This window comes from Gammaproteobacteria bacterium, assembly GCA_036381015.1.
Lineage (GTDB): Bacteria > Pseudomonadota > Gammaproteobacteria > Steroidobacterales > Rariloculaceae > ZC4RG20.
In genome coordinates this window covers 93,516-116,610 of record DASVDR010000010.1, presented here as the reverse complement: position 1 = coordinate 116,610, position 23,095 = coordinate 93,516, and the positions used below count along the sequence as shown (strand labels likewise).

Below are 23,095 nucleotides of genomic sequence, written 5' to 3'. Positions count from 1 at the left end.
TAAAGGGGCGGAAATTATCTCAGAGCCGCGCCGCCGGCGTCATGCAGGTAGCGCCACAGCGTGGCGACGACGAGCGCGTGGTCGATGACGCCTTCGATCAGCAGCCGCGAAATCTCCGATTGCGGCACGATCTCGACGCTCGTGCGCTCGGCTCCGGAGTTCCGGATCGGGCCGACCCGCTCCGCACCTTCGCCGACGAACGCGTGCAGGCGGTTCGAGAAAAGCGCGGGATTCGGGCTCAGCACGCCCAACGGGCGCACGGACGCCGCGCGGTAGCCCGTCTCCTCGAGCATCTCCCTCACGGCCGCGTCGCCGGGGGCTTCGCCGCGGTCGACGAGACCGCCGGGAATTTCGAGCGTCTCGCGCTGCACCCCGTGGCGGTACTGACGCACCATGACGACGTCGCCCGACGCCGTGACCGGCACGATCTGCGCCCAGTCCACGGACTTGATGCGGTAGAAGTCGTGCTCCGTGCCGTCCTCGAGCAGGCGCGCGGACGAGCGCTCGACAGAGAAAACGCGGCAATCGGCGACGTGCGCGCACCGCACCTCGAGCCATTCGCCGATCGTCTTCATCGCCTCGGCGCCCGCGCGGCCGGAACGTCCCTCACGTGGACCCGACCTGATAGATCAGCATCGCCGCCGTGTAGCCGAGAGCCGTCATGTACGTCCAGGCGAAGATCGGCCACCGCCAGCTGTTCGTCTCGCGGCGGATCACCGCGAGCGTCGCGGCGCATTGGAGGCACCACGCATAGAACACGAGCAGGCCGAGCACCATCGGCAGCGTGAAGACCGGCGTGCCGTCGGGCCATGTGGCCGCTTGCAAGCGGCCCGCGAGGCGCTCCTCGTCGGCCTCGCCGCCGACGGCGTAGATCGTGCCGAGGACGGCGACGACGACCTCGCGCGCGGGGAAGCCCGCGATCACCGCGGCGGAGACGCGCCAGTCCCAGCCGAGGGGCCGAAACACGGGCGCGACGGCCTGTCCGGCGCGGCCCAGCCAGCTTTGCGCAAGATGCGCCGCGGCCGCTTCGTTCTCGATGGCCTGGAGGCGGGCTTCGAGCGCGTCTCCCGACAGCGTCGCCGTCGCGGCCTCCACGGCCGCCGCACGCTGGGACTCGACCGCGTCGGAGCGCGGGAAATAGGCGAGCGCCCACACGATGACCGCGACCGTGAAGATCACCGTGCCCGCCCGGCGCAAGAACACGCGCACGCGGTCCAGCAGCTTCATGCCGACCGTGCGCGGATGCGGCAGCCGAAAGTCCGGCAGCGGGAGCACGAAGGTGGGATTCTCGCCGCGGAGCGCCGAGCGGCGCAGGAGCAACGCCGTGCCGATGCCGCCGACGATGCCGAGGACGTACAGGCCGAACAGCACGAGGCCCTGCAGGTTGAGCATCGCGATCTGCCGCTCCGGAACGAACGCGGCGATCAGAAGCGCATACACCGGCAGCCGCGCCGAGCACGTCATGAACGGCGCGGCGAGCATCGTCGCGATGCGGTCGCGGCGATTCGGAATGACGCGCGTGGCCATGATCGACGGCACGGCGCAGGCGAAGCTCGACAAGAGCGGAATCACGGACTGACCGGACAAGCCGACCGTGCGCATCGCGCGGTCCACGAGGAACGCCGCGCGCGCGAGATACCCGGTGTCCTCCATCAGGATGATGAACAGAAAGAGGATCACGATCTGCGGCAGGAACACGATCACGCTGCCGACGCCGGCAATGACGCCTTCGGTGAGGAAGCTCGTGAGCACGCCCTCGGGCAGCACGGAAGCGACGCTCGCGCCGAGCGCGCTGACGCCGGCGTCGATCATGTCCATGAACGGCGTGGCCCAGGCGAACACGGCCTGAAACACGACCGCCATCGCGAGCACGAAGAGCAGGGTTGCGGGCCACGGGCGGTTGATCCAGTCCATGATCCGCGCGCGGGTGCCGGCGACGAGCGAGCCGCGGGACTGCACGTCCTCGAGAGTGCTACGTATCCACGCGTAACGCCGGCGCGCCTCGACGGCGAGCGGCGGATCGGCGCCGAAAAGGCGCGCCCGCGCGGCGGCGACGGCTCGGCGCGCGGGCTCGTCGAGCGCGGGAGCGCGAAGCTCGTCGCCGAGAAACTCGCCGTCGATCAGCAGCCGTTCGATCTCGACGCGGTGCAGCGCCGGGGCGTGCCCCGCGAGCGCCCGCTCGAGCTCCTCGGCCGCACGTCTCAACGCCGGCCAATGCTCGACCGGCTCCGGAGGCCGCGCGCCGATCAGCCCGGCGAGAGCGGCCTTCAGAGGGCCGAACCCGCGCCCGGTCGTCGCGACGACCGGAAACACGCGCACTCCGCCGAGGTGCCGCTCGAGGCGCTCGAAGTCGATCTCGAGCTGCTCCTTCTGCGCGGCGTCCGTCATCGTCAGCGCGACGACCATCGGCAAGCCGAGGTCGACGAGCTGCTGCAACAGGTAGAGCCCTTGATAGAGCCGCGTGGCGTCGATGACGGCGAGGATCGCGTCCGGCCGCGGCGTGCCGGGAACGCGCCCGAACAGCACGCCGACCGCGATCTCCTCGTCCGTGGAGGTCGGGCTCAGAGAGTACGTGCCGGGGAGATCGATGAAGTCGATCGCCGAGTCGTCGAAGACGCCGCGGCCGACCCGCCGCTCGACCGTGACGCCGGGATAGTTCGCCGTCCGCTGCCTGAGCCCCGTCAGGCGGTTGAAGACCGAGCTCTTTCCGGCGTTCGGGTTTCCGATCACGGCGATCGTGCCCGCGGCGCGGCGGCTGATCGTGACCTTCTCGACGGGGACGGCGATTTCAGCGGCGCTCGACATGCCCGGTACCCGTATCGACCCGTACGCCCGCCAATCTGCGCCCGCTGCGCCGCTCGACGCGAAAATGCCGTGCCTGGTCGCGGCGCAGCGAGATCGCGGCGCCGTAGATCGAGAGCTCCAGAGGGTCGCCGCCGATCGAGCGGCGCAGGAACGTGAGCTCCGCGCCCTCGACGAGCCCGAGCACCATCAGCCGCTGCACGGCCTTGTCGGCCGTGTCGACGGCCACGATCTCGGCCCGATCACCGGGCTCCAGGTCTGCAAGAGTCAGCGTCGGCTCCGACATAAATGGAAATGATTCTCGTTATTGTAAGCAAAACTCGCGCCCCGCCAACCGCGGGTCACCGCAAGAGGCGCGGCCGATCCTTGCTCAGGCGTCGAACGGATCGCGCCGCACGATCACGGCCTCGCGGCTCGGCCCGGTCGAGACGAGGTGGACGGGAACGCCGGTCAGCGCTTCGATGCGATTCAGGTAGTTTCGAGCTTCAAGTGGTAAATCATTGTAATTATTTATACCTTTAGTGCTCTCTTGCCACCCCGGCAGGGTCTCGTAGACCGGCTCGCAATCGCCGAAGCGCTCCATCAGCAGCGGCGGTGTCGTCAGCGCCTCGCCGTCCAGCCGGTAGCCCACGCAGACCTTGATCTCCTCGAGGCCGTCGAGCACGTCGAGCTTCGTCACGCAGAGCCCCGTCACGCCGTTCGTGAACACGGCCCGCTTCAGCAGCAACGCATCGAGCCACCCGCAGCGGCGCGGACGTCCGGTCGTGGCGCCGAATTCCGCTCCGACCTGCGCGAGGTGCCGGCCCGAGTCGTCCGTGAGCTCGGTCGGAAACGGCCCCGCGCCGACGCGCGTCGTGTAGGCCTTCGTGATGCCGAGCACGTAGTCGACCGAGCCGGGACCGACGCCCGCACCCGTCAGCACGCCGCCGATGGTCGTATTCGACGACGTCACGAACGGGTACGTCCCGAGATCGAGGTCGAGCATCGCGCCCTGAGCGCCTTCGAAGAGCACGTTTCGACCGTCCTCGCGAAGCCGCCGCAGCCGCTCGGTGACGTCGTCGACCAGGGGCTTGAACGTCTCCGCATGGCCGAGCAGCGTGTCGAGCTCCCGCTGCATGTCGACCGGCTCCGCGCCGTAGTACCCCTTCAGCAGGAAGTTGTGCAGATCGAGCACACGGCGCAGCTTCTCCTCGAGCCGGGCCGGGGCGAAGAGATCGGACACGCGAAGCGCGCGGCGCGCGGCTTTGTCCTCGTACGCCGGGCCGATGCCCCGGCCGGTCGTGCCGATCGCGTGCGGACCGCTTGCGGCCTCGCGCGCTTTATCGAGCGCGAGATGCGACGTCAGGATCAGCGGGCATGCCGGAGAGAGCCGCAAGCGCTCCGGCACCGGCACGCCGCGGCCGAGGAGGCCGTTCATCTCGGCCGCGAGCGCCTCCAGCGAGACGACGACGCCGTTGCCGATCAAGCAGACGACGCCTTCGCGAAGAATGCCGGAGGGGATCAGATGCAGGACGATCTTCTCGCCGTCGATCACGAGCGTGTGGCCGGCGTTGTGCCCTCCCTGGAAGCGCACGACGGCATGGGCCCGGGCGGCGAGCGCGTCGACAATGGCGCCCTTCCCCTCGTCCCCCCATTGCGTGCCGATGACGACGACGTTGCGTCCCACGTCTAACCTCGAACGATGAAGAGCAGCACGAGACCGCTGATGATGACGACGAGCCCGAAGGCGCGCAGCTGGTTGTCGCCGAGCTGCCCGAGCGAGGCGAGTCCGCGGCGCCAGACCTGCGGCATCGCGAACGGGAAAAGCCCTTCCAGGATCAAGTAGAAGGCCAGCCCAGCGAAGAGGTCTGCCCAGGCCACAGCGTGAATCTCCTGAGTTGCGGGATCGCCGCCTACTCGGCGGTGACGGTGACGCCGAGGTCGTTCTGCAGGAACCGGAAGAACTCGCTGTCGGGCTCGAGCACCAGAATGTCGTTGGCGCCGCCGATCGCCTCGCGGTAGGCGCGCATGCTCCGGTAGAACGCGTAAAACTCGGGGTTTCGGCTGTACGCTTGCGCGTAAATTTCGGCCGCCCGCGCGTCGCCCTCGCCGCGAATCCGCTCGGCGTCGCGATACGCCTCGGCGAGAATCACGGTCCGCTGGCGATCGGCGTCGGCCTCGATCCTCTCCGCTTCCTCATCGCCTTCGGCGCGCAGCTGCGCGGCCACGCGCCGGCGTTCCTGGCGCATGCGCTCGTAAACGGACTCGCTGACCTCGTCGGAAAGCTCGATCCGCTTCACACGCACGTCCACGAGCTCGATGCCGAGCTCGGGCGAGCGCTCGCGCGCCTGCAGGAGCATGCCGTCCATCAGCTCCGAGCGCTCGGCCGAGACCACTTCCCGCACGGTGCGTCGGCTGATTGCGGCCTTGATTCCTTCCTTGACGATCGCCGAGAGCCGCATCCACGCGGCCTCCTCGTCGGCCCTGACGGAGCGGTAGTACTGGGCCGGATCGACCACGCGCCAGGTGACGAAGTAATCGACGATCAGATTCTTTTTCTCGCCGGTGAGAAATCTCTCCTCGGAGTTCTCGTAATTCAGCACCCGTTTCGGGATGCGCACGACTCTCTGAACGAGCGGCCACTTGAAGTGCAGGCCCGGCTCGTAGCTCGACTCGATGATCTCGCCGAACTGAAGCTTCAGCACGTGGTCGCGCTCGTCCACGGTGAACACGGACATTCGCACCAGCACCGCAACGACGACGAGAAGAATCAGAAACACGTTCACCTTCGAGCTCATCTCACGACTCCCGTCATCGCGTGGCACGCTCGCGCGCGCCCGGCCGCGGGCTCGGATTGCTCGTCATCGGCGCGGGCAACGTGGCCGGCTCGTTCGGTGACGAGCTCCGGCGCTGCTGCTCGACGAGCTTATCGAGAGGCAGATAGAGAAGATTGTTTCCGCCGTCCGTGTTCACGAGCACCTTCGTGGACGCGGCGAGAATTTCCTCGAGCGTCTCGAGATAGAGCCGCTGGCGCGTCACCTCCGGGGCCTGGGAGTACTCGGCGAGTATCGCGAGAAAGCGATCCGCCTCGCCTTCCGCATTCGCGATCACCCGCTGCTTGTAGGCCTCGGCCTCCTCCAGCTCGCGGGCGGCGTCGCCGCGGGCGATCGGGATGATCTTGTTGCTGTACTCCTGCGCGGCGAGGATCGCGCGCTCCCGGTCCTCGCGCGCCTTGACGGCATCCTGAACGGCGGTCTCGACCTCGCGCGGGAAGTTCGCTTCCTGGAGGTTGACCTGGAACACGGTGATTCCCGTGCCGTACGCGTCGAGCGTGCTCTGCAGCAGCTGCTGGGTCCGGGCGGCGATCTCGGCCCTGCCCTCGGTGAGAATGAAGTCGAGCTCGTTCTTGCCGACGATCTCTCGAATCGCGCTGGACGTGACGTCGCGCAGCGTGTCTTCCGGCGACCGGACGTTGAACAGATACTTCACCGGATCCGTGCGCCGGTATTGCACGATCAGATCGACGACGACGATGTTCTCGTCCTGCGTGAGCATGCTGCCCTGGTAGACCAGGGTCTCGGTGCTCTCCGTGTTGATCTTCTCGACGGTCTCGATCGGCCACGGCCAGTGCCAGCGCAAGCCGGGCATCGTCGTGCCCTGGTAGGCGCCGAAGCGCAGCACGATGCCCTTCTCGGCCGCGTCGACCTTGTAGAACCCGCTGAGGCCCCAGCCGACGAGGAGCAGGACGACGATCGTGGCGACGAGGCCGGAGCCCGCACCCCGGCCGCCGCCCGCGCGCCCGGCGCCGCGGCCGCCGAGCAGCGCCGCGAGCTTGCGCTGGAACTCCTTGACGATTGCGTCGAGATCGGCCGGATTCTTATTGCCGCTCGGGCGCCACGGGTTGCCTTTGTCGCCGTCGTCCCATCCCATCAGGTCACACTTTCCGACTCAAGTCGGCTCCTGGCCAAACCCTCTCGCCGGCACAGCTCGCGCCAGCGCCCGGCCGTGAGCTCCACGTCCAGCGTCCATCCGCCGGCCGGATCCGCCTCCTCTCGACGAACCGCTTGCCAATCGAAGAGCTGCGCCCGCACGCGGCTTTGCTCGGGCCCGAGCCTCACTCTGCCTGCGACCCGTTCACCGATGGACCGCCGCCGGATGGCCTCGCGCAGCGCAGGAATGCCCTCTCCGGTCAGCGCGGAGACGGAGAGTTTCGAGTCCGCTCGATCGCGAAGCGGCGGGTAACGGTCCTCGGCCGCGAGGTCGACCTTATTGTACACCTGGAGCCGCGGCACCTCCCCTGCGCCGATTTCCTCGAGCACCGCTTCCACCTGGCGGATGCGGTCGAGGTGATGCGGATCGCTCGCGTCGATCACATGCAACAGCAGCGCCGCGTCGCGCGCCTCGGTCAGCGTCGCGCGAAACGCGGCGACCAGCTCGTGCGGCAGATCGCGGACGAACCCCACGGTGTCGGCGAGGAGCACCTCGTCGCCGCCGCCGAGCGGCAAGCGGCGCACCGTGGTGTCGAGCGTGGCGAAGAGCTGGTCCTTGGCTTCGAGCGTCGCTCCGCTCAACGCGTTGAACAGCGTGGTCTTGCCGGCGTTCGTGTACCCCACGAGCGCGACGGTCGGAATGCGGGAACGGAAGCGTTCCTTGCGTCCGGTCTCGCGGCGGCGCTCGACGCGTTCGAGCCGTTCCTTCAGGTAGCGGATACGCTTGCCGATCAGCCGCCGGTCGGTCTCGAGCTGCGTCTCGCCCGGGCCCCGCAGCCCGATGCCGCCCTTCTGGCGCTCGAGGTGCGTCCACCCGCGGATCAGCCGCGTGGACAGGTGCTCGAGCTGCGCGAGCTCGACCTGGAGCTTGCCTTCGAAGCTCGCAGCGCGCTGGGCGAAGATATCGAGAATGAGGCCGTTGCGGTCGAGCACGCGTGTCTTCAGCGCCTGCTCGAGGTTGCGCTCCTGGCTCGCCGAGAGCGGACGGTTCACGAGCACGAGCTCGGCGTCGGCGTCGGCGACGAGCCGGGCGAGCTCCTCGACTTTTCCCGATCCGAGGAAATAACGCGGGTCCGGACGAGCCCGTTGCGTGTGCAAGGCGCCCACGACCGTGGCACCCGCCGAGTCGGCGAGCGCTTCGAACTCTTGGGTTTCGTCGGCGTGGCAGCGTCGGCCGCAGCCGATGTGCACTAGCAGGGATCGTTCGCCCGCGGGAGGACGTTCAAGCAATCGGCGCTCCCTGCCGGGATTTTCGGCGGTTAATCGTCCGAGTCATCGTTGTCCGCGGCGGGCAACCGAATGTTGCGCGCCGGAACGACCGTGGAGATCGCGTGCTTGTACACCATTTGGCTCACGGAGTTGCGGAGCAGCACGACGAACTGGTCGAACGAGTCGATCTGGCCCTGAAGCTTGATGCCGTTCACTAGATAGATGGAGACTGGAACTTTCTCCTTGCGTAACGCGTTTAGAAACGGATCTTGCAAAGACTGACCTTTCGGCATGGACGTTTCCTTTATTGTTAGGGTTGTCGAGATCAGGTCCGAGTTTGACCCGCACGTAAACGCGCTTTCCGAGATCCCGTTCCGCTTGGTCCCACTTGCGGAAGAAAAAAGCTAGTCCCACGGATCCCGAATCTTAACACAGCCGGGTTCCCGTCAGGCCCACCGTTCGAGCTCCGAGCGCACGCGCTCGAGCAATTTTTCAGGCAATCCCGGCGAAAAGGCGTCGTACGTACAGATGCCCGCCTCCGACCGCAGCCAGGTCATCTGACGTTTCGCCAGCTGCCGGGTCGCGGCAATCGCCTTCGCCCGCGCTACCCCCCAATCATACCGATTCGCGAGGTAGCTCCACATCTGGCGGTAGCCCACGGCGCGCATGGAAGGCATGTCGGCATTGAGGTCGCCCCGTGCCCGCAAGGTCTCGACTTCTCCCACCAAACCTGCTTCGACCATCGCGTCGAACCGTCGTTCAATCTTCTCCGCCAGCAGACGGCGGTCGCCCGGCAGCAGCGCGATCGTCGTGAGCTCGGCGCGCGGCGGCGCTGCGCGCGCGCGGCGTTGGAGGTCGCTCAGCGGCCGCCCGGTCAACGTATAGACCTCGAGCGCCCGCTGGATCCTCTGACGGTCCGACGGGGCGATCCGCGCCGCGGCCTCCGGGTCGGCGCGCGCGAGCCGGGCGTGAAGCGCCGGCCAGCCGTCCCGCGCGGCCTCCTCGTTCAGCGCCGCCCGGATCTCGGGATCCGCCGGGGGCAACGGCGCGAGCCCACGCCGTAGCGCCCGGAGATAGAGCAGCGTTCCCCCGACGAGAAGCGGCAGCCTGCCGCGGGCCGCGATGTCCTCGATCGTCGCAACCGCGTCCCGGAGAAATCGGCCGGCTGAGTAGGCTTCCGCCGGATCGACGATGTCGATCAGGTGGTGGGGCACCGCGGCGCGAACCTGTGCGCTCGGCTTCGCGGTGCCGATGTCCATGCCCCGGTACACCATCGCCGAGTCGACGCTGACGATCTCGAGCGGCAGCGCGCCGGCGAGCTCGAGCGCCAGGTCGGTCTTGCCGCAGGCGGTCGGCCCGGTGAGGCAGACCGCGCGAAGGGGGACGGTCTTTCCCGGCACCGTCGCTACCTGCCCCGCAGGAACAGCCGGTCGAGCTCCGACAAGGTGATCCGCGTCCAGGTCGGACGGCCGTGATTGCAGTGGTCGCTTCGCTCGGTGCGCTCCATCTGCCTGAGCAGCGCGTTCATCTCCTCGAGATCGAGCTTCCGGTTCGCCCGGACCGACGCGTGGCAAGCCATCGTCGCAAGCAGCTCGTCGACGCGCGATTCCACTCGGTCCGAGCCGCCGTGCTCGGCGAGGTCGCTCAGCACGTCGCGCAGCAGCGCTGGGACGTCGGCGTTCTCGAGAAGCAGCGGGACCGCTCGGACCTGCACGTCTTCCGGGCCGCGCCGCGTGATCTCGAAGCCGAGGCGCGCGAGCTCCCCCTCGTGCGCCTCGGCGATGTCCGCCTCGCGCGATGCGAGCTTCACGTCGACCGGCACGAGCAGCGGCTGCGACTGCAACCGCGCTTCTGCGAACGACTGCTTGAGACGCTCGTACGTGATCCGCTCGTGCGCGGCGTGCATGTCGACGATGATCAGCCCGTCGCGGCTCTCGGCGAGCACGTAGATGCCGGAGAGCTGCGCGAGCGCATAGCCGAGCGGCGGGGTGTCCGGGCCCGCGGACTCCGCGGCCGCGGATTCCGCGACCGCGGGCGCCGAGCGCGAGTGGAGCCGCTCGTAGAGCGCGACCCGGTCGCGGACGGCGTGCGCGTCGTGGTGCGCGAAGTCGAGTCCGTTCTGCCGGCCGCGCCCGGAGCCGTAGGCGGCCGGCGGCGAGTACGGTACGGGCGCGGCCGGCATCGAGGCGAGGTCGGCTTCGTCGCCGTCGAGCCGGCGCGCGAGCGCGGCCTCGATCGTCCTGAAGACGAAGTCGTGGACCAGGCGCGAGTCACGAAAGCGGATCTCGAGCTTCGCCGGATGAGCGTTCACGTCGACGCGGCGCGGATCGAGGGTCAGGAACGCGACGAAGGCCGGCTGGCGCGACTGATAGAGGACGTCCTGATAGCCGAGCCGCGCGGCATGACGCAGGAGCTTGTCCCGAACATAGCGGCCGTTCACGTACGTGTACTGCATGTCGGGTTGGCTGCGGGAAAACTCCGGCGCGGCGAGCCATCCGCGGAACGCGAGCCCTTCGATCTCGCGCTCGACGTACCGCGCGTGCTCGAGGAACGCCGCGCCGCAGAGCTGCGCGATCCGCGCCTCCTCTCCGGCGCGGTCGACGGCGGGCGGCAGATGCAGCGACGTCTTGCGCTCGTGCTTGAGGCGAAACTCCACGTCGAAGCGCGCGAGCGCGAGGCTCTTCACGACGGCATCGATGTGAGCGGCTTCGGTACGCTCCGCGCGCAAGAACTTGCGCCGCGCGGGCGTGTTGTAGAAGAGGTCGCGGACCTCGACCGTGGTGCCGCGCGAGTGCGGGGCGGGACGCGCGGCGCCGATCTCGCCGCCTTCCGCCGCGATCCGGAACGCGCTCTCGTGACCGGGGCACCGGGACGTGAGCACGAGGCGCGACACCGACGCGATGCTCGGCAGCGCTTCGCCGCGGAACCCCATCGATCGCAGCGCCTCGAGATCGTCGAGGCTCGCGATCTTGCTCGTCGCGTGCCTCGACAGCGCGAGGGGCAGCTCCTCCGGCGCGATGCCGCAGCCGTCGTCAGTGATCCGGATCGCCCGGCTGCCGCCCGCCTCGACCTCGATCTCGATGCGGCGCGCGCCGGCATCGAGCGCGTTCTCGACGAGCTCCTTGACGACGGACGCCGGCCGCTCGACGACCTCGCCGGCGGCAATCTGATCGATCAGCTGGGGAGGCAGAACCCGGATGGCCACGCGGGCATTGTAGGCCCGCGGCCGCCGGACATGAACGGTCAGCCCTGCGGGATCGTGAGCACCTGGCCGACGCGAATGACGTCGGATTTCAGGCTATTCGAGCGCTTCAGCGCGGGAAGGCTCACGTTGTAGCGCTCGGCGATGCCCGACAACGTGTCGCCGCGGGTGATGACGTGCTGCACCGGCAGCACGACGCGCTCGGTCGGGTTCAGCGCGAGATAGCTGTTCGGCGGCGCGTGCGTCTGGAAGTAGTCGAGGATGCCGGCGTAGAGCGCGCGCGCGAGCAAACTCTGATAATTCTCGTTGTCGAGCGCGGCCTCCTGCTTCGGATTCGAGATGTAGGCGGTCTCGACGAGCACCGACGGAATGTCCGGGGATTTGAGGACGACGAAGCGCGCGCGCTGCACCTGGCGCTTACGCATGTCGGTGACGGTACCGAGGCGGTCGATGAGCCGCTCGCCCGCGGCGGTGCTCGCGCTGATCGCGGCGTTCTGCGACAGATCGAGCAGGACCTGCCGCAGCACCGGATCCTTGTCGGCGAGAGACACACCGCCCACGAGGTCCGCCGCGTTCTCCCGCTCGGCCAACCGCCGCGCGACCTCGTCGCTCGCGCCCCGCTCCGACAGCACGTACACCGTAGCGCCGCGCGCGCTCGCGTTGCGGTAGGAGTCGGCGTGGATCGACACGAAGAGGTCAGCCTGCACCTCGTGCGCGATCTCGCGGCGCCGATTGAGATCCACGTAATAGTCACCCGTGCGCGTCAGCACGGGCTTCACGCCGGGCTGCTGCTCGAGCTCCGTGGCCAGACGGCGCGCGATCGCGAGCACGACGTCCTTCTCGCGTATTCCGTTCCTACCCGTCGCGCCGGGATCCTCGCCGCCGTGCCCCGGGTCGATCACGACGACGACGTCGCGGCCGCCGGGGGCCGCCGGCGGAGCGCGCAGGACGGTCCGGTCCGTGCGAGGCTCGAGATCGATGACGAGCCGATGGCCGTATTGCTCGGCCGGGGGCAGCAGAAAGCTCTTCGGGCGCACCGCTTGCGTGAGATCGAGAACGACGCGCAGCTCGCCGCCGGGACGTTCGCCCGTTCGAATGTTCGCGACGTAACCTTTCGCTTCGGCGAGCCGGATCGGGTGCCGCAGCGACGTGTGCTTCAAGTCGATCACGATCCGGTGCGGATTCGTGAGCGAGAAAATGCGGTGATCGGCCGGTGAGGACAGATCCAGCACGACGCGGGTGGCCTCGGGCCCCGACCAAACGCGGACGCCCTCCACTTCGGATGCCGCGCACGGGAGCGACACGCCCACCCATGCCATGAGCCACACGTACGGCAGCCACGCGCGCATGCTCGAATCGACCCTCCCTGCGGGTTCTTGGTTATGTCATTCTTATTTCTATCGGCTTTTGAGTCGTTTTGCAAGCTGAATTAGAGCATTAGCAAACCTACTTAAGAATCGAGATCAGCAACACGGGCCGCCGCCGCCCCCTTTGTCGTGCGCGCAGCCGCCGTGACGCGGCGCGAGGCCGGATCCACGATCTCGAAGCGCAGCACGAGGTCGGCGAGCGTCTCGATCGACGCCGCACGCTCCGGCCACTCGACCAGCAGCCATACGCCCGGCTCATCCAGCCAGTCGCGCAGCCCCAGGTTCTCGAGCTCCTCGTCCGCGGCGAGCCGATAAAGATCCAGGTGCACGATCTTGAGCCGCTCGAGCGCGTACTGCTCCACGAGCGTATAGGTCGGTGACGGCACGCGCCCGGAATAGCCGAGCCCCCGAAGCATCGCGCGCACCCACGTGGTCTTGCCGCTGCCGAGATCGCCGTGCAGCGCGACGAGCAGCGAGCCCGGCTCGCGCGCGGCCCAACGCCTCGCGGTCTCGCCGGCAGCTGCCTCGAACGCCTCCTGGGAGCTGAACAGCCGCGTCAGACCGGATTCGCCCATCGGCGTAGCGCGGGCATCAGATCGCTCGCCGCCGTTCCGCGCTCGCCGTCGGCGGCGGCGTCGTCACCGGCGAGCGCATGGAGGAGCACGCCGGTGCGGGCAGCGAGCGCAAGGTCACGGGTCTGCACGAGCAGCCCGCCGAGCACGCCCGCGAGCACGTCGCCCGTGCCGCCGGTCGCGAGGCCGGGATTGCCGTAGTCGCAGACGGAGACCGCGACGGCGTCCTCGCCCGACGCCGCGGTGCCGCCGTCGCGTGACGGCGCAGCGCCGGCATCTTCGCCCGACGGCGCGGCGCCGACGTGATTGCCCCGAGGCGCCGTGCGCGCGTCCTCCCCGAAGGGCGCGGCCACGGAGCCGTCCTCGCAGAGCACGCCGACGAGCGAGCATGCGCCCTTCAACACGGCGACGGCGCGGTAGCGGCACGCGAGCGACCGCACGGCCGCGAGGCGATCGTCCTGCACGGCGCCGGTTCCGCAGCCGAGCAGCCGTCCCGCCTCGCCGGGGTGCGGCGTGAGGATCCAGTTGCCGCGAGCGTACGGACGCTCCGCGAGAAGGTTCAGGCCGTCGGCGTCGACGACGAGCGGCTGAGGCGCGTCGAGGACCCGGCGCCACAATGCACGTCCCCAGTCCGAGCGCCCGAGACCGGGGCCGAGCACGACGGCGTCGGCCGTCTCGAGCAGCGGATCGAGATCGCTCGCGCCGTCGACCGCGCGGCACATCAGCTCGGGGCGGCCCGCCATGACGACCGGCACGCTGTCGCGATGCGTCGCGACGTGAACGAGACCGGCGCCGACACGAAGCGCCGCTTCCGCCGCGAGGCGGATCGCGCCGGACATCCCCGGCGCGCCGCCGACGAGGAGCACGCGTCCGTTCGACCCTTTGTGCGACGAGCGCGGCCGCGGCGGCAGCGCGGCTCGCAGCGAGCTCGGGTGGAGACGCTCGAAGACGGGCTCGAGCCCGTGCGCGACGTCCGGCGGAATCATCAAATCCGCGAACTCGAGCGCGCCGCGATAATCGGGCGCATCGCCGAGAAAGAGCCCTTGCTTCAGCGCGACGAACGTGACGGTCGCCGCGGCGCGCACCGCATCTCCGAGCGCCTTTCCCGTATCGGCGTCGAGCCCGGACGGAACGTCGAGCGCGAGAACCGGCGCGCCCGACGCGTTGAGGTGCCGCACGGCCGCGGCGAACGCGCCTTCGAGCGGACGCGAGAGGCCGGTGCCGAGCAACGCGTCGACGATCACGTCGGGCACGAAATGCGCCCCGCCCGGATCGGCCGGCTCGAGCGGCTCGGCCGCGACGCCCGCGTCCCGGCAATCTTCCCAAGCGAGACGCGCGTCGCCGCGCAACTGCACCGGCGGCACCGCGGCCTCGAGGCGCACGGACATTCCGGCCGCACGGGCGAGCCGCGCGAGCACGTACCCGTCGCCGGCGTTGTTGCCCGCGCCGCAGTACACGGCGATCTTGTGCGCGTCCGGCCAGCGCGCCTTCAGCACCGCGAGCGCCGCGTGGCCGGCGCGGCACATCAGGTCGTAGCCCGCGATTCCGCGCTCCTCGATCGCGATCCGGTCGATCTCTCGAACCTGCGCCGCCGTATAGACGGCTCGCGGCAAGTTGTCGCGGAGGCGCACCATCGAATCATTATACTGAGCCCGGTGGTGCGCCCTTCCCCGCCACGACCGCACCGAATCCGCATGACCCCGACAGCGCCGAGCCCGCAAGCCTTGAACGATCTCGCGGCCGAGATTCGCGCGCGTGCCGCGGCGCTCGGCTTCGGCAAGATCGGAATCGCGGGCATCGATCTGCGCGAGGACGAGGCCCGCCTCGAGCGCTGGCTCGCGCTCGGCCGGCACGGCGCGCTCGACTACATGGCACGGCACGGGCGAAAGCGATCGCGGCCTGCCGAGCTCGTGCCGGGCACGGTCCGAGTCATCTCCGCGCGCATGGACTACTGGCCGGCGCAAGCCGCGGACGCGAAGGAAACGCTCGGCGATCCCCGCCGCGCCTACATCTCGCGGTACGCGCTCGGCCGCGACTACCACAAGGTGCTCCGGAGACGGCTGCAGCGCCTCGCCGCGTCGATCGAGGAGCAAATCGGTCCGTTCGGCTACCGGGTCTTTACCGACAGCGCGCCGGTCCTCGAGAAGGCGCTCGCGCGGAACGCGGGCCTCGGATGGATAGGCAAGCATACGAACCTGCTCGACCGCGACGCGGGCTCGTGGTTCTTCTTGGGCGAGATCTTCACGGACCTGCCGCTGCCGGTCGACGCGCCGGTGACGGCCCACTGCGGCAGCTGCACCGCGTGTCTCGACGTGTGCCCTACCGGAGCGATCGTCGCGCCGTACGAGCTCGACGCCCGCCGCTGCATCTCGTACCTCACGATCGAGCTGCGCGGGCCTATCCCCGAGACGCTGCGCCCGGCGATCGGCAACCGCATCTTCGGCTGCGACGACTGCCAGCTCTTCTGTCCGTGGAACAAGTTCGCGAAGCCCGCGGCGCTCGCGGATTTCGCACCGCGGCACGGCCTCGACTCGGCCGACCTCGTCGAGCTTTTCGCGTGGACCGAGGAAGAGTGGTCGAAGCGGACCGAAGGCAGCGCGATCCGCCGCGCCGGCTACGAAGGCTGGCTGCGGAACATCGCCGTCGCGCTCGGCAATGCGCCGCCCGATCCGCGGATCGTCGCGGCGCTCGACGCACGCCGCCACGACCGATCGCCGATCGTGCGCGAGCACGTCGCGTGGGCGCTCGAGCGGCAGCGCGCTGCGCAGCCGACGGCGAGCGGCACCTTCCCGCGTTGAGCGGCGCCTTCCCGCGTCGAGCGGCGCCTTCCCGCGTCGAGCGGCGCCGTGCCGGGTTGAGCGTCCAACTGGAGGGGGAGTGCCAACTGCGTCACGCTCGGCCGCCCGAGCCTTCAGTACGATCGGCCGTAGGGATGCCCCGAGGCCGATGAATACCGTCAGCATCGATTCGCTGGCGCAGGGGGTCGACTCCGACTTCAAGCGCTCGCTCTTGAACAGCATCGCCTTGTTTCGCGGCGTCGATGCCGAGGCGATGGGCGACCTGCTCGCGCGCTGCGGGCGAATGGACGTCAAGAAGGGCGACGTGCTCCTTTCGCCCGATCGGAACAACCAGTGCGTGTACGTCGTCCTGAGCGGACAGCTCGCCGTGCACCTCGGCGGGCCGAACGCGCCGAAGATCGCCGATCTGGTGCCGGGCTCGTGTGCCGGCGAGATGTCGCTGATCGACGATAAGGACCCTTCCGCCTACGTGATCGCCGTCGAGGCATCGCACCTTATGGTCATCAGCCACGGCATTCTCTGGCAGATGGTCGACCGCTCGCACATGTTCGCGAAAAACTTGCTCGTCGTGCTCTCGGAGCGCGTGCGGTCGGACAACGAGTACATCGCGAACAGCCTGGGCGTCCTGCGCCGCGCGGAGAAGAACGCGATGACGGACGCGCTCACCGGTCTCGGCAACCGGCGCTGGATGCAGGACATGTTCGAGCGCGAGCTTCAGCGCGCGCAGCTCGACGACACGCCGCTGTGCCTGATGATGGTGGACGTCGACAACTTCAAGCGCTTCAACGATCACTACGGTCACACGGCCGGCGACCGTGTGCTCGCGGCCGTCGCCGGCACGCTGCGCGAGTATCTTCGGCCGACGGACCTGATCGCCCGTTTCGGCGGCGACGAATTCGCGATCCTGCTGCCGGCCACCGCCGAGACCGGCGCGGCGCAGACGGCCGACCGCATCCGGGAGCAGCTGATCGCCCGATCGCCGGCGAGCCTCCCGTCGCCGGTGACGATCTCCGTCGGGCTGAGCGCAGCGCGAGCCGAGGACACGCTCGACGATCTCGTCGGCCGGGCGGACGCCGCGATGTACGCGGCGAAGGAGGCCGGCCGGAACCGCGTCTGCGTGCATTGAGGGCCGCGCGCGGGATCGGCGCGGTCGCGCCGATCAGCGGCTCGTGTTGTCGATGAGCCGAGCCCGGCCGAGACGGGCCGCACCGAGCACGATCAGCTCGTCCGGGTCCGTACCCGGCGCCGGCCGAGCGAGATCGTCGGCGCGCCGGATCTCCACGTACTCCGGCTCGAATCCCGCTCGCGCGAGCGCCGCGGCGGCGTCCTGCTCGAGGCGCGCGTAATCCACAGCGCCCTGCGCGAGCGCGTCGCGCACCTGCTCGAGCGTTGCGTGCAGCGCCGGCGCGCGCCGACGCTCCTCCGGATCGAGGTAACGGTTGCGCGAGCTCATCGCGAGTCCGTCGGCCTCGCGCCGCGTCGCCCCGGAGACGACGTTCACCGGCAGACCGAGATCGGCGACGAGATAGCGGAGCAGGACGAGCTGCTGGTAGTCCTTGCGGCCGAGCACGAGCGCCTGGGGGCGAACGAGGCTGAGCAGCCGGCACACGACCGACGCGACGCCGTCGAAGTGCCCGGGTCGACTGGCGCCGCAGAGCTCGTGGGCGAGCCCGGGCATGACGAGGCGAACGGCGCGCTCCGTGCCGAATGGATAGATCTCTCGCTCGGACGGCACGAACAGCGCATCGACCGTGCCTTCCGCCGCAAGCTTTGCGCGGTCCTCCTCGAGCGTGCGCGGATAGTCGGCGAAGTCCTCGCCCACGCCGAACTGCGTGGGGTTCACGAAGATCGACATCACGACGCGATCGGCGACGTTGCGGGCGAGGCGCGCGAGCCCGAGGTGCCCGTCGTGCAGGTTTCCCATCGTCGGCACGAGCGCGACGGTCTGCTGCGCCGCACGCCAGCCTGCGATCGCCTCGCGCACTTCGTTTCGGACCGTCAGCGTGAGCAACCGTGACACGCCTCGTTGGGAAAAGCGTTGCGCCTCGATTCTAAAGTGGCGTCCCGCAAATACCTATGCCGTCACCAACTCCCGGTCAGCCGAGCGCCTCCGCCGCCGGGTTGTAGTAGTGGCGGCCGTGCCGGATGCGGAGAATCATTCGCAGGAGCTCCTGATAGTCGGACTCCCGATGGATCGGATCGATCGACGCTGCGTTCACGATCAGAAGCGGAGCCGCGTCGAAATCGTAGAAGAACCGCGCGTAGGCCTCGCCTAGCCTCTCGAGGTATTCCTCGTCGATCAGCTGCTCGTAGTCGATCCCGCGGGCCGCCACGCGGCGCATCAGCACGCTCGCAGGCGCCTGCAAATACACGACGAGGTCCGGCTTCGGCGGATCGAGCTCGAGCGTGGCCGCGACCTGCTCGTAGAGCCGCAGCTCGTTCGCGTCGAGATTGAGCTCCGCGAAGAGCCGGTCCTTGTCGATCAGGAAGTCCGCGATCCGCACCGGCGAGAACATGTCCGCCTGGCGGATTTGCTCGATCTGCCGCGCGCGCTGAAACAGGAAGAAAAGCTGGGCCGGTAGCGCGGCATGCCGGCGGTTGCGGTAGAAGCGCTCGAGAAACGGGTTCTCCTCCGCCTGCTCGAGGATCAGCTCGCTCGCGAAGCTCTCCGCGAGACGCTTCGCGAGGCTCGTCTTCCCTACGCCGATCGGCCCCTCGACGACGATGAATCTCGGCCCATCGACCGGCACTACCCCCGGGCTCTCGTTCATTCTCGGCTGCTCGGCCGGACCGCGGCGCGTGGCTCGGGTAAAGGGACGGTCACGCGGCGTCGAATGCACCGTCCGACGAGCGGCGGCTGCGGCCGCCGCGACGGCGCCGGCCTTGCCGCCGGCGCTTGCTGCCGAACGCTTCGACCCGCTCGGCCGGCGTGAGCTCCTGGACTTTCGTCCAGAACTCCGCGAGCTCCGCGTCCACCTCCCCGCTGCGGCTGCGCAGCACGAGGAAATCGTATGCGGCGCGGAAGCGCTTGTGCTCGAGCAGGCGCGCCGCCCGGGCGCCGCGGCGGTTCTCGAAGCGCGGCTGCATCGCGAGAATCTCCTTCATCGGGATCGCATAGCGCTTCGGAAACGTCGTATGCCGCTGCTGCTCGGCGACGACGCGGTGCGCCGCCTCGGTCAGCGCAAGCGCGGGGCTCCAGCGCTCGCGCTCGAGCTCCGCGGCGACCTGCCGGATGACGGGCCACAGGAACACGGCATAGAGGAACGTCGGCGTCACCGGCTTGTCCTCGCGCACCCGCTCGTCGGTGTTGGCGAGCCCGAGGCGGACGAACTCGAGCGCCGCTTCCCCTTCGGGCCCCTCGAGCACCGCGGCGGTCTGCGGGAAGAGATAGCGGAACAGCCCGTGCTCGCGCAGCAGCTCGAAGGTCTTCAGCGCCTCGCCGGAATGGAAGAGCTTCAGCACCTCGTCGAACAGGCGCGCGGCCGGCACGTCGGCAATGAGCTCGGCGAGGCGCGGAATCGGCTCCGCCGTCTCGGGCGCGATCGTGAAGCCGAGCTTCGCGGCGAGGCGCACCGCACGCAACATTCGGACCGGGTCCTCCCGGTAGCGCGTTTCCGGATCGCCGATCAGCCGCAACGTGCGGCTCTTGATGTCCTCCATCCCGGTCGTGTAGTCCCAGACCGTGAAGTCGGCGATGTTGTAATAGAGCGCATTGACCGTGAAATCGCGGCGCCAGATGTCCTCGTCGATCGTCCCGTAGACGTTGTCGCGCAGTATGCGGCCGGTGTCGGAATGCGAGCGGTCGTCGTCCGCGCCGTTGCCGGCCGCGCGGAACGTGGCCACCTCGACGATGTCACGGCCGAAGCGCACGTGCGCCAGCCGGAACCGCCGGCCGATCAGGCGGCAGTTTCGGAACAGCCGGTCGACCTCCTCCGGCAACGCATCCGTCACGACGTCGAAGTCTTTCGGGTGCCGCTCGAGGAGCAGATCGCGCACGCCGCCGCCGACGATGAACGCCGCGTAGCCGGCATTCTTCAGCCGGTACAGGACCTTGAGGGCGTTGCCGGAGACGTTCGATCGGCTGATCGAGTGCTCGGAGCGGGGAATGATCCGAGGCCGGGGCCGGGGTTGAGTATCCGTTGAGTTCAAACAGCTTCCGTGTAGTTTCACCTCGGTCGAATCCTGGCTATCATAGCAGCCCTCGCCGAGCCCAGGCACCCGCCGCTCCCTTCGTCTAGCGGTCCAGGACGCCGCCCTCTCAAGGCGGAAACACGAGTTCGATTCTCGTAGGGAGCGCCAGCCTCAGTCAGGGACTTGGGACGGTCGGGCAGCTCTCGGCCGACCCGGACGCTTTCCGGACAATTCCAAAGGTCGACCTGCTCGCCCTCGCCGGCATCGCCGACGCTCGAGAACCCGCGACGCGCCCCTAAACCGCCCTCATGACCCGCCGTTATTCATTCGTAACTATTTCGTCGTAACGCTCTGGCGCGCCGATGCTAAGGTTGCGTCGCGCGAGAAGAAGCAAAGAAGAGAGAAGAATCCAAGGAGCTCCATGGACGAATCTATTTCCGGAACCGACTCTGCTTCCGGAATCAGTGAAGATTGGTTGGCAGTCTGGATCGGGCTCGGCTTCTTCCTTCTCGCGCTGATAGGGCTCGCCGGCCCGGACCTCCTCGGCTGGGCGGTGACGACCGCCGTTTGGACCGATATCGGCACTGCGCTTGCACCCATATCGGAATCCTATTCCGCCTTGGGCGGTGTCGGCGCGCTGATCGTCACGTACGTCGTGCTGCTGGCGGTGGTCACCGCGAGCGCGGCCGCGTTGAAGCTCGACATCAAGCACTTCGCCGCGGCGTTCAGCGTCGTGTTCTGGCTGGCTTACCTGAGCTGGATCGTCGGCAGCTATGCGCATCTCGCGGTCACCACGCCGGCCGAGCAGGAGAGATTCGGCATCTCGTGGTCGCTGCGGCTCACGAACGAAGGCGGCTATGTCGTCGCGCTCATCGTCGGCCTAATCATCTCCAATGCGTTTCCCCGCTTCGCGGACTGGCTACGCCCGGCGATCCGCTCCGAGCTCTACATCAAGACCGCCATCGTGATCCTCGGCGCGTTCCTCGCGGTGAGCGCGGCGGAACGGCTGAGCCTCGCGACCACGGTCTTGTGGCGCGGCTTCGCGGCCATTATCGAGGCGTACCTCATCTACTGGGCAGTGGTGTACTACGTCACGCGGCGCTGGTTCGGGTTCAGCCGGGAATGGGCCGTGCCGCTCGCCTCCGGCATCTCCATTTGCGGTGTTTCCGCGGCGATCGCTACCGGCGGCGCCATCCGCGCGCGCCCGCTCGTGCCGGTGGTCGTGTCCTCGCTGGTCGTGATCTTCGCCGTCGTGGAGCTGCTCGTTCTGCCGTTCGCGGCGCAAGCCTTCCTGGCCCATGAGCCCTTGGTCGCCGGCAGCTGGCTCGGGCTCGCGGTCAAGACGGACGGCGCGGCGGTAGCGAGCGGGACGATTGCCGAATCCCTGATCCTCGCAAAGTCGGCGGCACAGGGGATCAATTACGAGGCGGGCTGGATCCTCGGTGCCGCCACGACCGTGAAGGTCTTCATCGATATCTTCATCGGCATCTGGGCATTCGTTCTCGCCTATATCTGGACCAACCACGTCGACGTGCGCCCGGGCGACAAGGCGCGCGGCCGAGAGATCTGGCAGCGGTTTCCGAAGTTCATCCTCGGCTATGTCGTCACGTTCGCCGCTACGCTGGCCATCGCCCTCGGCGTGTCGCCCGAGGTCAAGGCGGAGCTGAAGTCCGTCGTGAGCGAGGCCAACGTGTTTCGCGGCGTCTTCTTCACGCTGACGTTCTTCTCGATCGGTGTCGCCGCGAATTTCCGAAGGCTCTGGCAGGAGGGCATCGGCAAGCTCGCCGCAGTGTATGTCGTGTGCTTGTTCGGGTTCATCATCTGGGCCGGCTTGCTCATTTCCTGGGTCTTTTTCAGCGGTATCAAGCCGCCGCTTGCGAGCGGCTGAGGCAGGAGTACGGCGATGTCAGAAGTCGATGTGGGCGCCGAGGTTCGCAAAGCACCGCCGGCCGAACCCCTGCTGCCGATCGAAAAGAAGCTGATCGGCTGGAGCTTGGGGCTCGGCGTCGTGTTGCTCGTGATCCTGTTCGCGGCGACTCGCGCGTAGCGGGAGCGCTTTGATCGCAGTCGAAGAGAACCGGAGCGCACACGCCCGCGGAGAGGCTTAGCAAAGATTCCCTCCGCGGAGGCGCACGGCACGGCGCGAGCCTCGGCGCGACGTTCGTCAATTGGGAAGCGGCATCGCGTCGCAGGAGACGTTCGGGTTCCAGTCCACGAACGTGCCGTTGGGATTGCGCCGCCACGCCCACACGTGGATCTCCAAAAACGCCGGGAGCCCGTACCGGTTCGGTGCGCCGACGAAATTCAAGAGATGGCCGGCCAGCACGGGCCTGTCGGGGTCGGGCCAGAATTCGGCCAACGTGATGTATTCGACGCCGACCAACCTCAACGCGCCGTTCGGTTGCGGCTCGTAGATCAGCGCTTCGGGCGTCGCCGGGTCCACGAGTCCGTCCCCTATCAGGCTCGCCTTGACGTAGTGAATCCCCATCGCGCCTTCTTCGGGCCCGCTGACGCAGGGGCCCGGCTCATAGCCGTCTTCCACGGCATTCTCCACGTTCCGGTAACGCCGCGTCTCGCGGCGCACCAGGTCGACCAGGGGTCCAGAGCCCTCGACCGAGTGATCGGCGTGCGGCGTATCGTCGGGAGGCTGAGCGTACACGCCCTGAGAGGCTGCCAAAGACATCGAGGCGGCGTAGAGCGCCGGGCAAAGCAGCTTCATCTGAAAACCCTCCTGCTCGTCGTAGTCATTGAAGGCTGACGACCGTACGGAACGGCACGGTCCTCGTGTCGACCTCCATGTCTACGAAACCCTCGAGGGTGATGCCGGACGATCGCGGGTGCCGAGGCCTCCCGATGATTGGCTCCGGCCGCTGTCGTCGAGCCGAGTGCGCGCCGCCTCCCGCGCCGTTGTGGTCGAGCTCGGTCCGACGAGGAGTACGCCGCTTTTGCTGTCTCGAAGCCAGCCGAGGATAGCAAGCGCAGGTCGACGCGTCGCTCGGTAGCGCTGCCGATCGTTGAACCTTCGGCTTCGTACGTCGTAGGCTTC

At 68.5% G+C, this 23,095-nt stretch carries 22 protein-coding genes and 1 tRNA gene; 5 read left to right on the top strand and 18 right to left on the bottom strand.

Annotation, left to right across the window (positions count from 1 at the left end; translation table 11 throughout):
- Window positions 1–14: 14 nt before the first annotated feature.
- The 14 genes from VF329_04065 to VF329_04000 form a co-directional block, all read right to left on the bottom strand.
- Complete coding sequence (locus VF329_04065; GenBank protein HEX7080167.1) at window positions 15–575, bottom strand: NUDIX hydrolase; 561 nt, start codon at window positions 573–575, stop codon at window positions 15–17.
- Between the two features lie 31 nt (window positions 576–606).
- Entirely contained in the window at window positions 607–2,805 is a 2,199-nt protein-coding gene (gene feoB, locus VF329_04060) for a ferrous iron transport protein B (GenBank protein HEX7080166.1), read from the bottom strand.
- Window positions 2,789–3,088, bottom strand: a complete 300-nt coding sequence (locus VF329_04055) for a FeoA family protein (protein ID HEX7080165.1) — start codon at window positions 3,086–3,088, stop codon at window positions 2,789–2,791. The genes feoB and VF329_04055 overlap by 17 nt, the downstream gene beginning before the upstream one ends.
- A gap of 84 nt (window positions 3,089–3,172) precedes the next feature.
- On the bottom strand, window positions 3,173–4,468 hold the full coding sequence (locus tag VF329_04050) for an adenylosuccinate synthase (GenBank protein HEX7080164.1): 1,296 nt from the start codon (window positions 4,466–4,468) through the stop codon (window positions 3,173–3,175).
- 2 nt (window positions 4,469–4,470) lie between these two features.
- Window positions 4,471–4,662, bottom strand: coding sequence for a DUF2065 domain-containing protein (locus tag VF329_04045; protein HEX7080163.1), 192 nt, complete (start codon window positions 4,660–4,662; stop codon window positions 4,471–4,473).
- A 32-nt stretch (window positions 4,663–4,694) separates the two neighbouring features.
- Window positions 4,695–5,579, bottom strand: a complete 885-nt coding sequence (gene hflC, locus VF329_04040; protein HEX7080162.1) for a protease modulator HflC — start codon at window positions 5,577–5,579, stop codon at window positions 4,695–4,697.
- Between the two features lie 13 nt (window positions 5,580–5,592).
- A complete protein-coding gene (gene hflK / locus VF329_04035; GenBank protein ID HEX7080161.1) occupies window positions 5,593–6,711 on the bottom strand; it encodes an FtsH protease activity modulator HflK in 1,119 nt (372 codons plus the stop codon).
- Window positions 6,711–8,000, bottom strand: a complete 1,290-nt coding sequence (hflX, locus tag VF329_04030) for a ribosome rescue GTPase HflX (GenBank protein ID HEX7080160.1) — start codon at window positions 7,998–8,000, stop codon at window positions 6,711–6,713. The genes hflK and hflX overlap by 1 nt, the downstream gene beginning before the upstream one ends.
- 29 nt (window positions 8,001–8,029) lie before the next feature.
- The gene (gene hfq, locus VF329_04025; GenBank protein HEX7080159.1) at window positions 8,030–8,272 is read right to left on the bottom strand and encodes an RNA chaperone Hfq; all 243 of its coding nucleotides are present in this window, start codon (window positions 8,270–8,272) and stop codon (window positions 8,030–8,032) included.
- A gap of 153 nt (window positions 8,273–8,425) precedes the next feature.
- Window positions 8,426–9,379 (bottom strand): tRNA (adenosine(37)-N6)-dimethylallyltransferase MiaA, encoded by a 954-nt coding sequence (miaA, locus tag VF329_04020; protein ID HEX7080158.1) that lies wholly within the window; start codon window positions 9,377–9,379, stop codon window positions 8,426–8,428.
- A 5-nt stretch (window positions 9,380–9,384) separates the two neighbouring features.
- Complete coding sequence (gene mutL / locus VF329_04015) at window positions 9,385–11,184, bottom strand: DNA mismatch repair endonuclease MutL (GenBank protein HEX7080157.1); 1,800 nt, start codon at window positions 11,182–11,184, stop codon at window positions 9,385–9,387.
- Window positions 11,185–11,222: 38 nt separating this feature from the next.
- On the bottom strand, window positions 11,223–12,530 hold the full coding sequence (locus VF329_04010; GenBank protein ID HEX7080156.1) for an N-acetylmuramoyl-L-alanine amidase: 1,308 nt from the start codon (window positions 12,528–12,530) through the stop codon (window positions 11,223–11,225).
- A gap of 101 nt (window positions 12,531–12,631) precedes the next feature.
- Window positions 12,632–13,123, bottom strand: a complete 492-nt coding sequence (gene tsaE, locus VF329_04005) for a tRNA (adenosine(37)-N6)-threonylcarbamoyltransferase complex ATPase subunit type 1 TsaE (protein HEX7080155.1) — start codon at window positions 13,121–13,123, stop codon at window positions 12,632–12,634.
- Entirely contained in the window at window positions 13,105–14,754 is a 1,650-nt protein-coding gene (locus VF329_04000; protein HEX7080154.1) for an NAD(P)H-hydrate dehydratase, read from the bottom strand. Before VF329_04000 ends, tsaE begins: the two co-directional genes overlap by 19 nt.
- 60 nt (window positions 14,755–14,814) lie before the next feature.
- Here VF329_04000 and queG point away from each other — a divergent pair, with 60 nt between their 5' ends.
- Both queG and VF329_03990 read left to right on the top strand, forming a co-directional pair.
- Complete coding sequence (gene queG, locus VF329_03995; protein HEX7080153.1) at window positions 14,815–15,918, top strand: tRNA epoxyqueuosine(34) reductase QueG; 1,104 nt, start codon at window positions 14,815–14,817, stop codon at window positions 15,916–15,918.
- Between the two features lie 148 nt (window positions 15,919–16,066).
- A complete protein-coding gene (locus VF329_03990; GenBank protein ID HEX7080152.1) occupies window positions 16,067–17,044 on the top strand; it encodes a GGDEF domain-containing protein in 978 nt (325 codons plus the stop codon).
- A 33-nt stretch (window positions 17,045–17,077) separates the two neighbouring features.
- Here the strand turns inward: VF329_03990 and panC are convergent, their stop codons facing one another.
- From panC to pcnB, 3 genes are all read right to left on the bottom strand, one after another.
- Window positions 17,078–17,938, bottom strand: a complete 861-nt coding sequence (gene panC / locus VF329_03985) for a pantoate--beta-alanine ligase (protein ID HEX7080151.1) — start codon at window positions 17,936–17,938, stop codon at window positions 17,078–17,080.
- 76 nt (window positions 17,939–18,014) lie between these two features.
- Window positions 18,015–18,689 carry a deoxynucleoside kinase gene (locus VF329_03980; protein HEX7080150.1) on the bottom strand — a complete coding sequence of 225 codons (675 nt, stop codon included), beginning with the start codon at window positions 18,687–18,689 and terminating at the stop codon, window positions 18,015–18,017.
- A gap of 49 nt (window positions 18,690–18,738) precedes the next feature.
- Window positions 18,739–20,067, bottom strand: coding sequence for a polynucleotide adenylyltransferase PcnB (gene pcnB / locus VF329_03975; protein ID HEX7080149.1), 1,329 nt, complete (start codon window positions 20,065–20,067; stop codon window positions 18,739–18,741).
- Between the two features lie 74 nt (window positions 20,068–20,141).
- On the opposite strand from pcnB, the gene VF329_03970 reads away from it, so the two are divergent.
- The 3 genes from VF329_03970 to VF329_03960 all read left to right on the top strand — a co-directional run bounded on the left by VF329_03970 (window position 20,142) and on the right by VF329_03960 (window position 22,096).
- Window positions 20,142–20,217 (top strand) — tRNA-Glu (locus tag VF329_03970).
- A 253-nt stretch (window positions 20,218–20,470) separates the two neighbouring features.
- Complete coding sequence (locus VF329_03965) at window positions 20,471–21,937, top strand: putative sulfate exporter family transporter (GenBank protein HEX7080148.1); 1,467 nt, start codon at window positions 20,471–20,473, stop codon at window positions 21,935–21,937.
- A gap of 15 nt (window positions 21,938–21,952) precedes the next feature.
- Window positions 21,953–22,096, top strand: coding sequence for a hypothetical protein (locus tag VF329_03960; GenBank protein ID HEX7080147.1), 144 nt, complete (start codon window positions 21,953–21,955; stop codon window positions 22,094–22,096).
- A 117-nt stretch (window positions 22,097–22,213) separates the two neighbouring features.
- On the opposite strand, the gene VF329_03955 is transcribed toward VF329_03960, so the two are convergent.
- Window positions 22,214–22,768: a hypothetical protein gene (locus tag VF329_03955; GenBank protein ID HEX7080146.1), complete on the bottom strand. Its 555-nt coding sequence runs from the start codon at window positions 22,766–22,768 to the stop codon at window positions 22,214–22,216.
- Window positions 22,769–23,095: the final 327 nt, after the last annotated feature.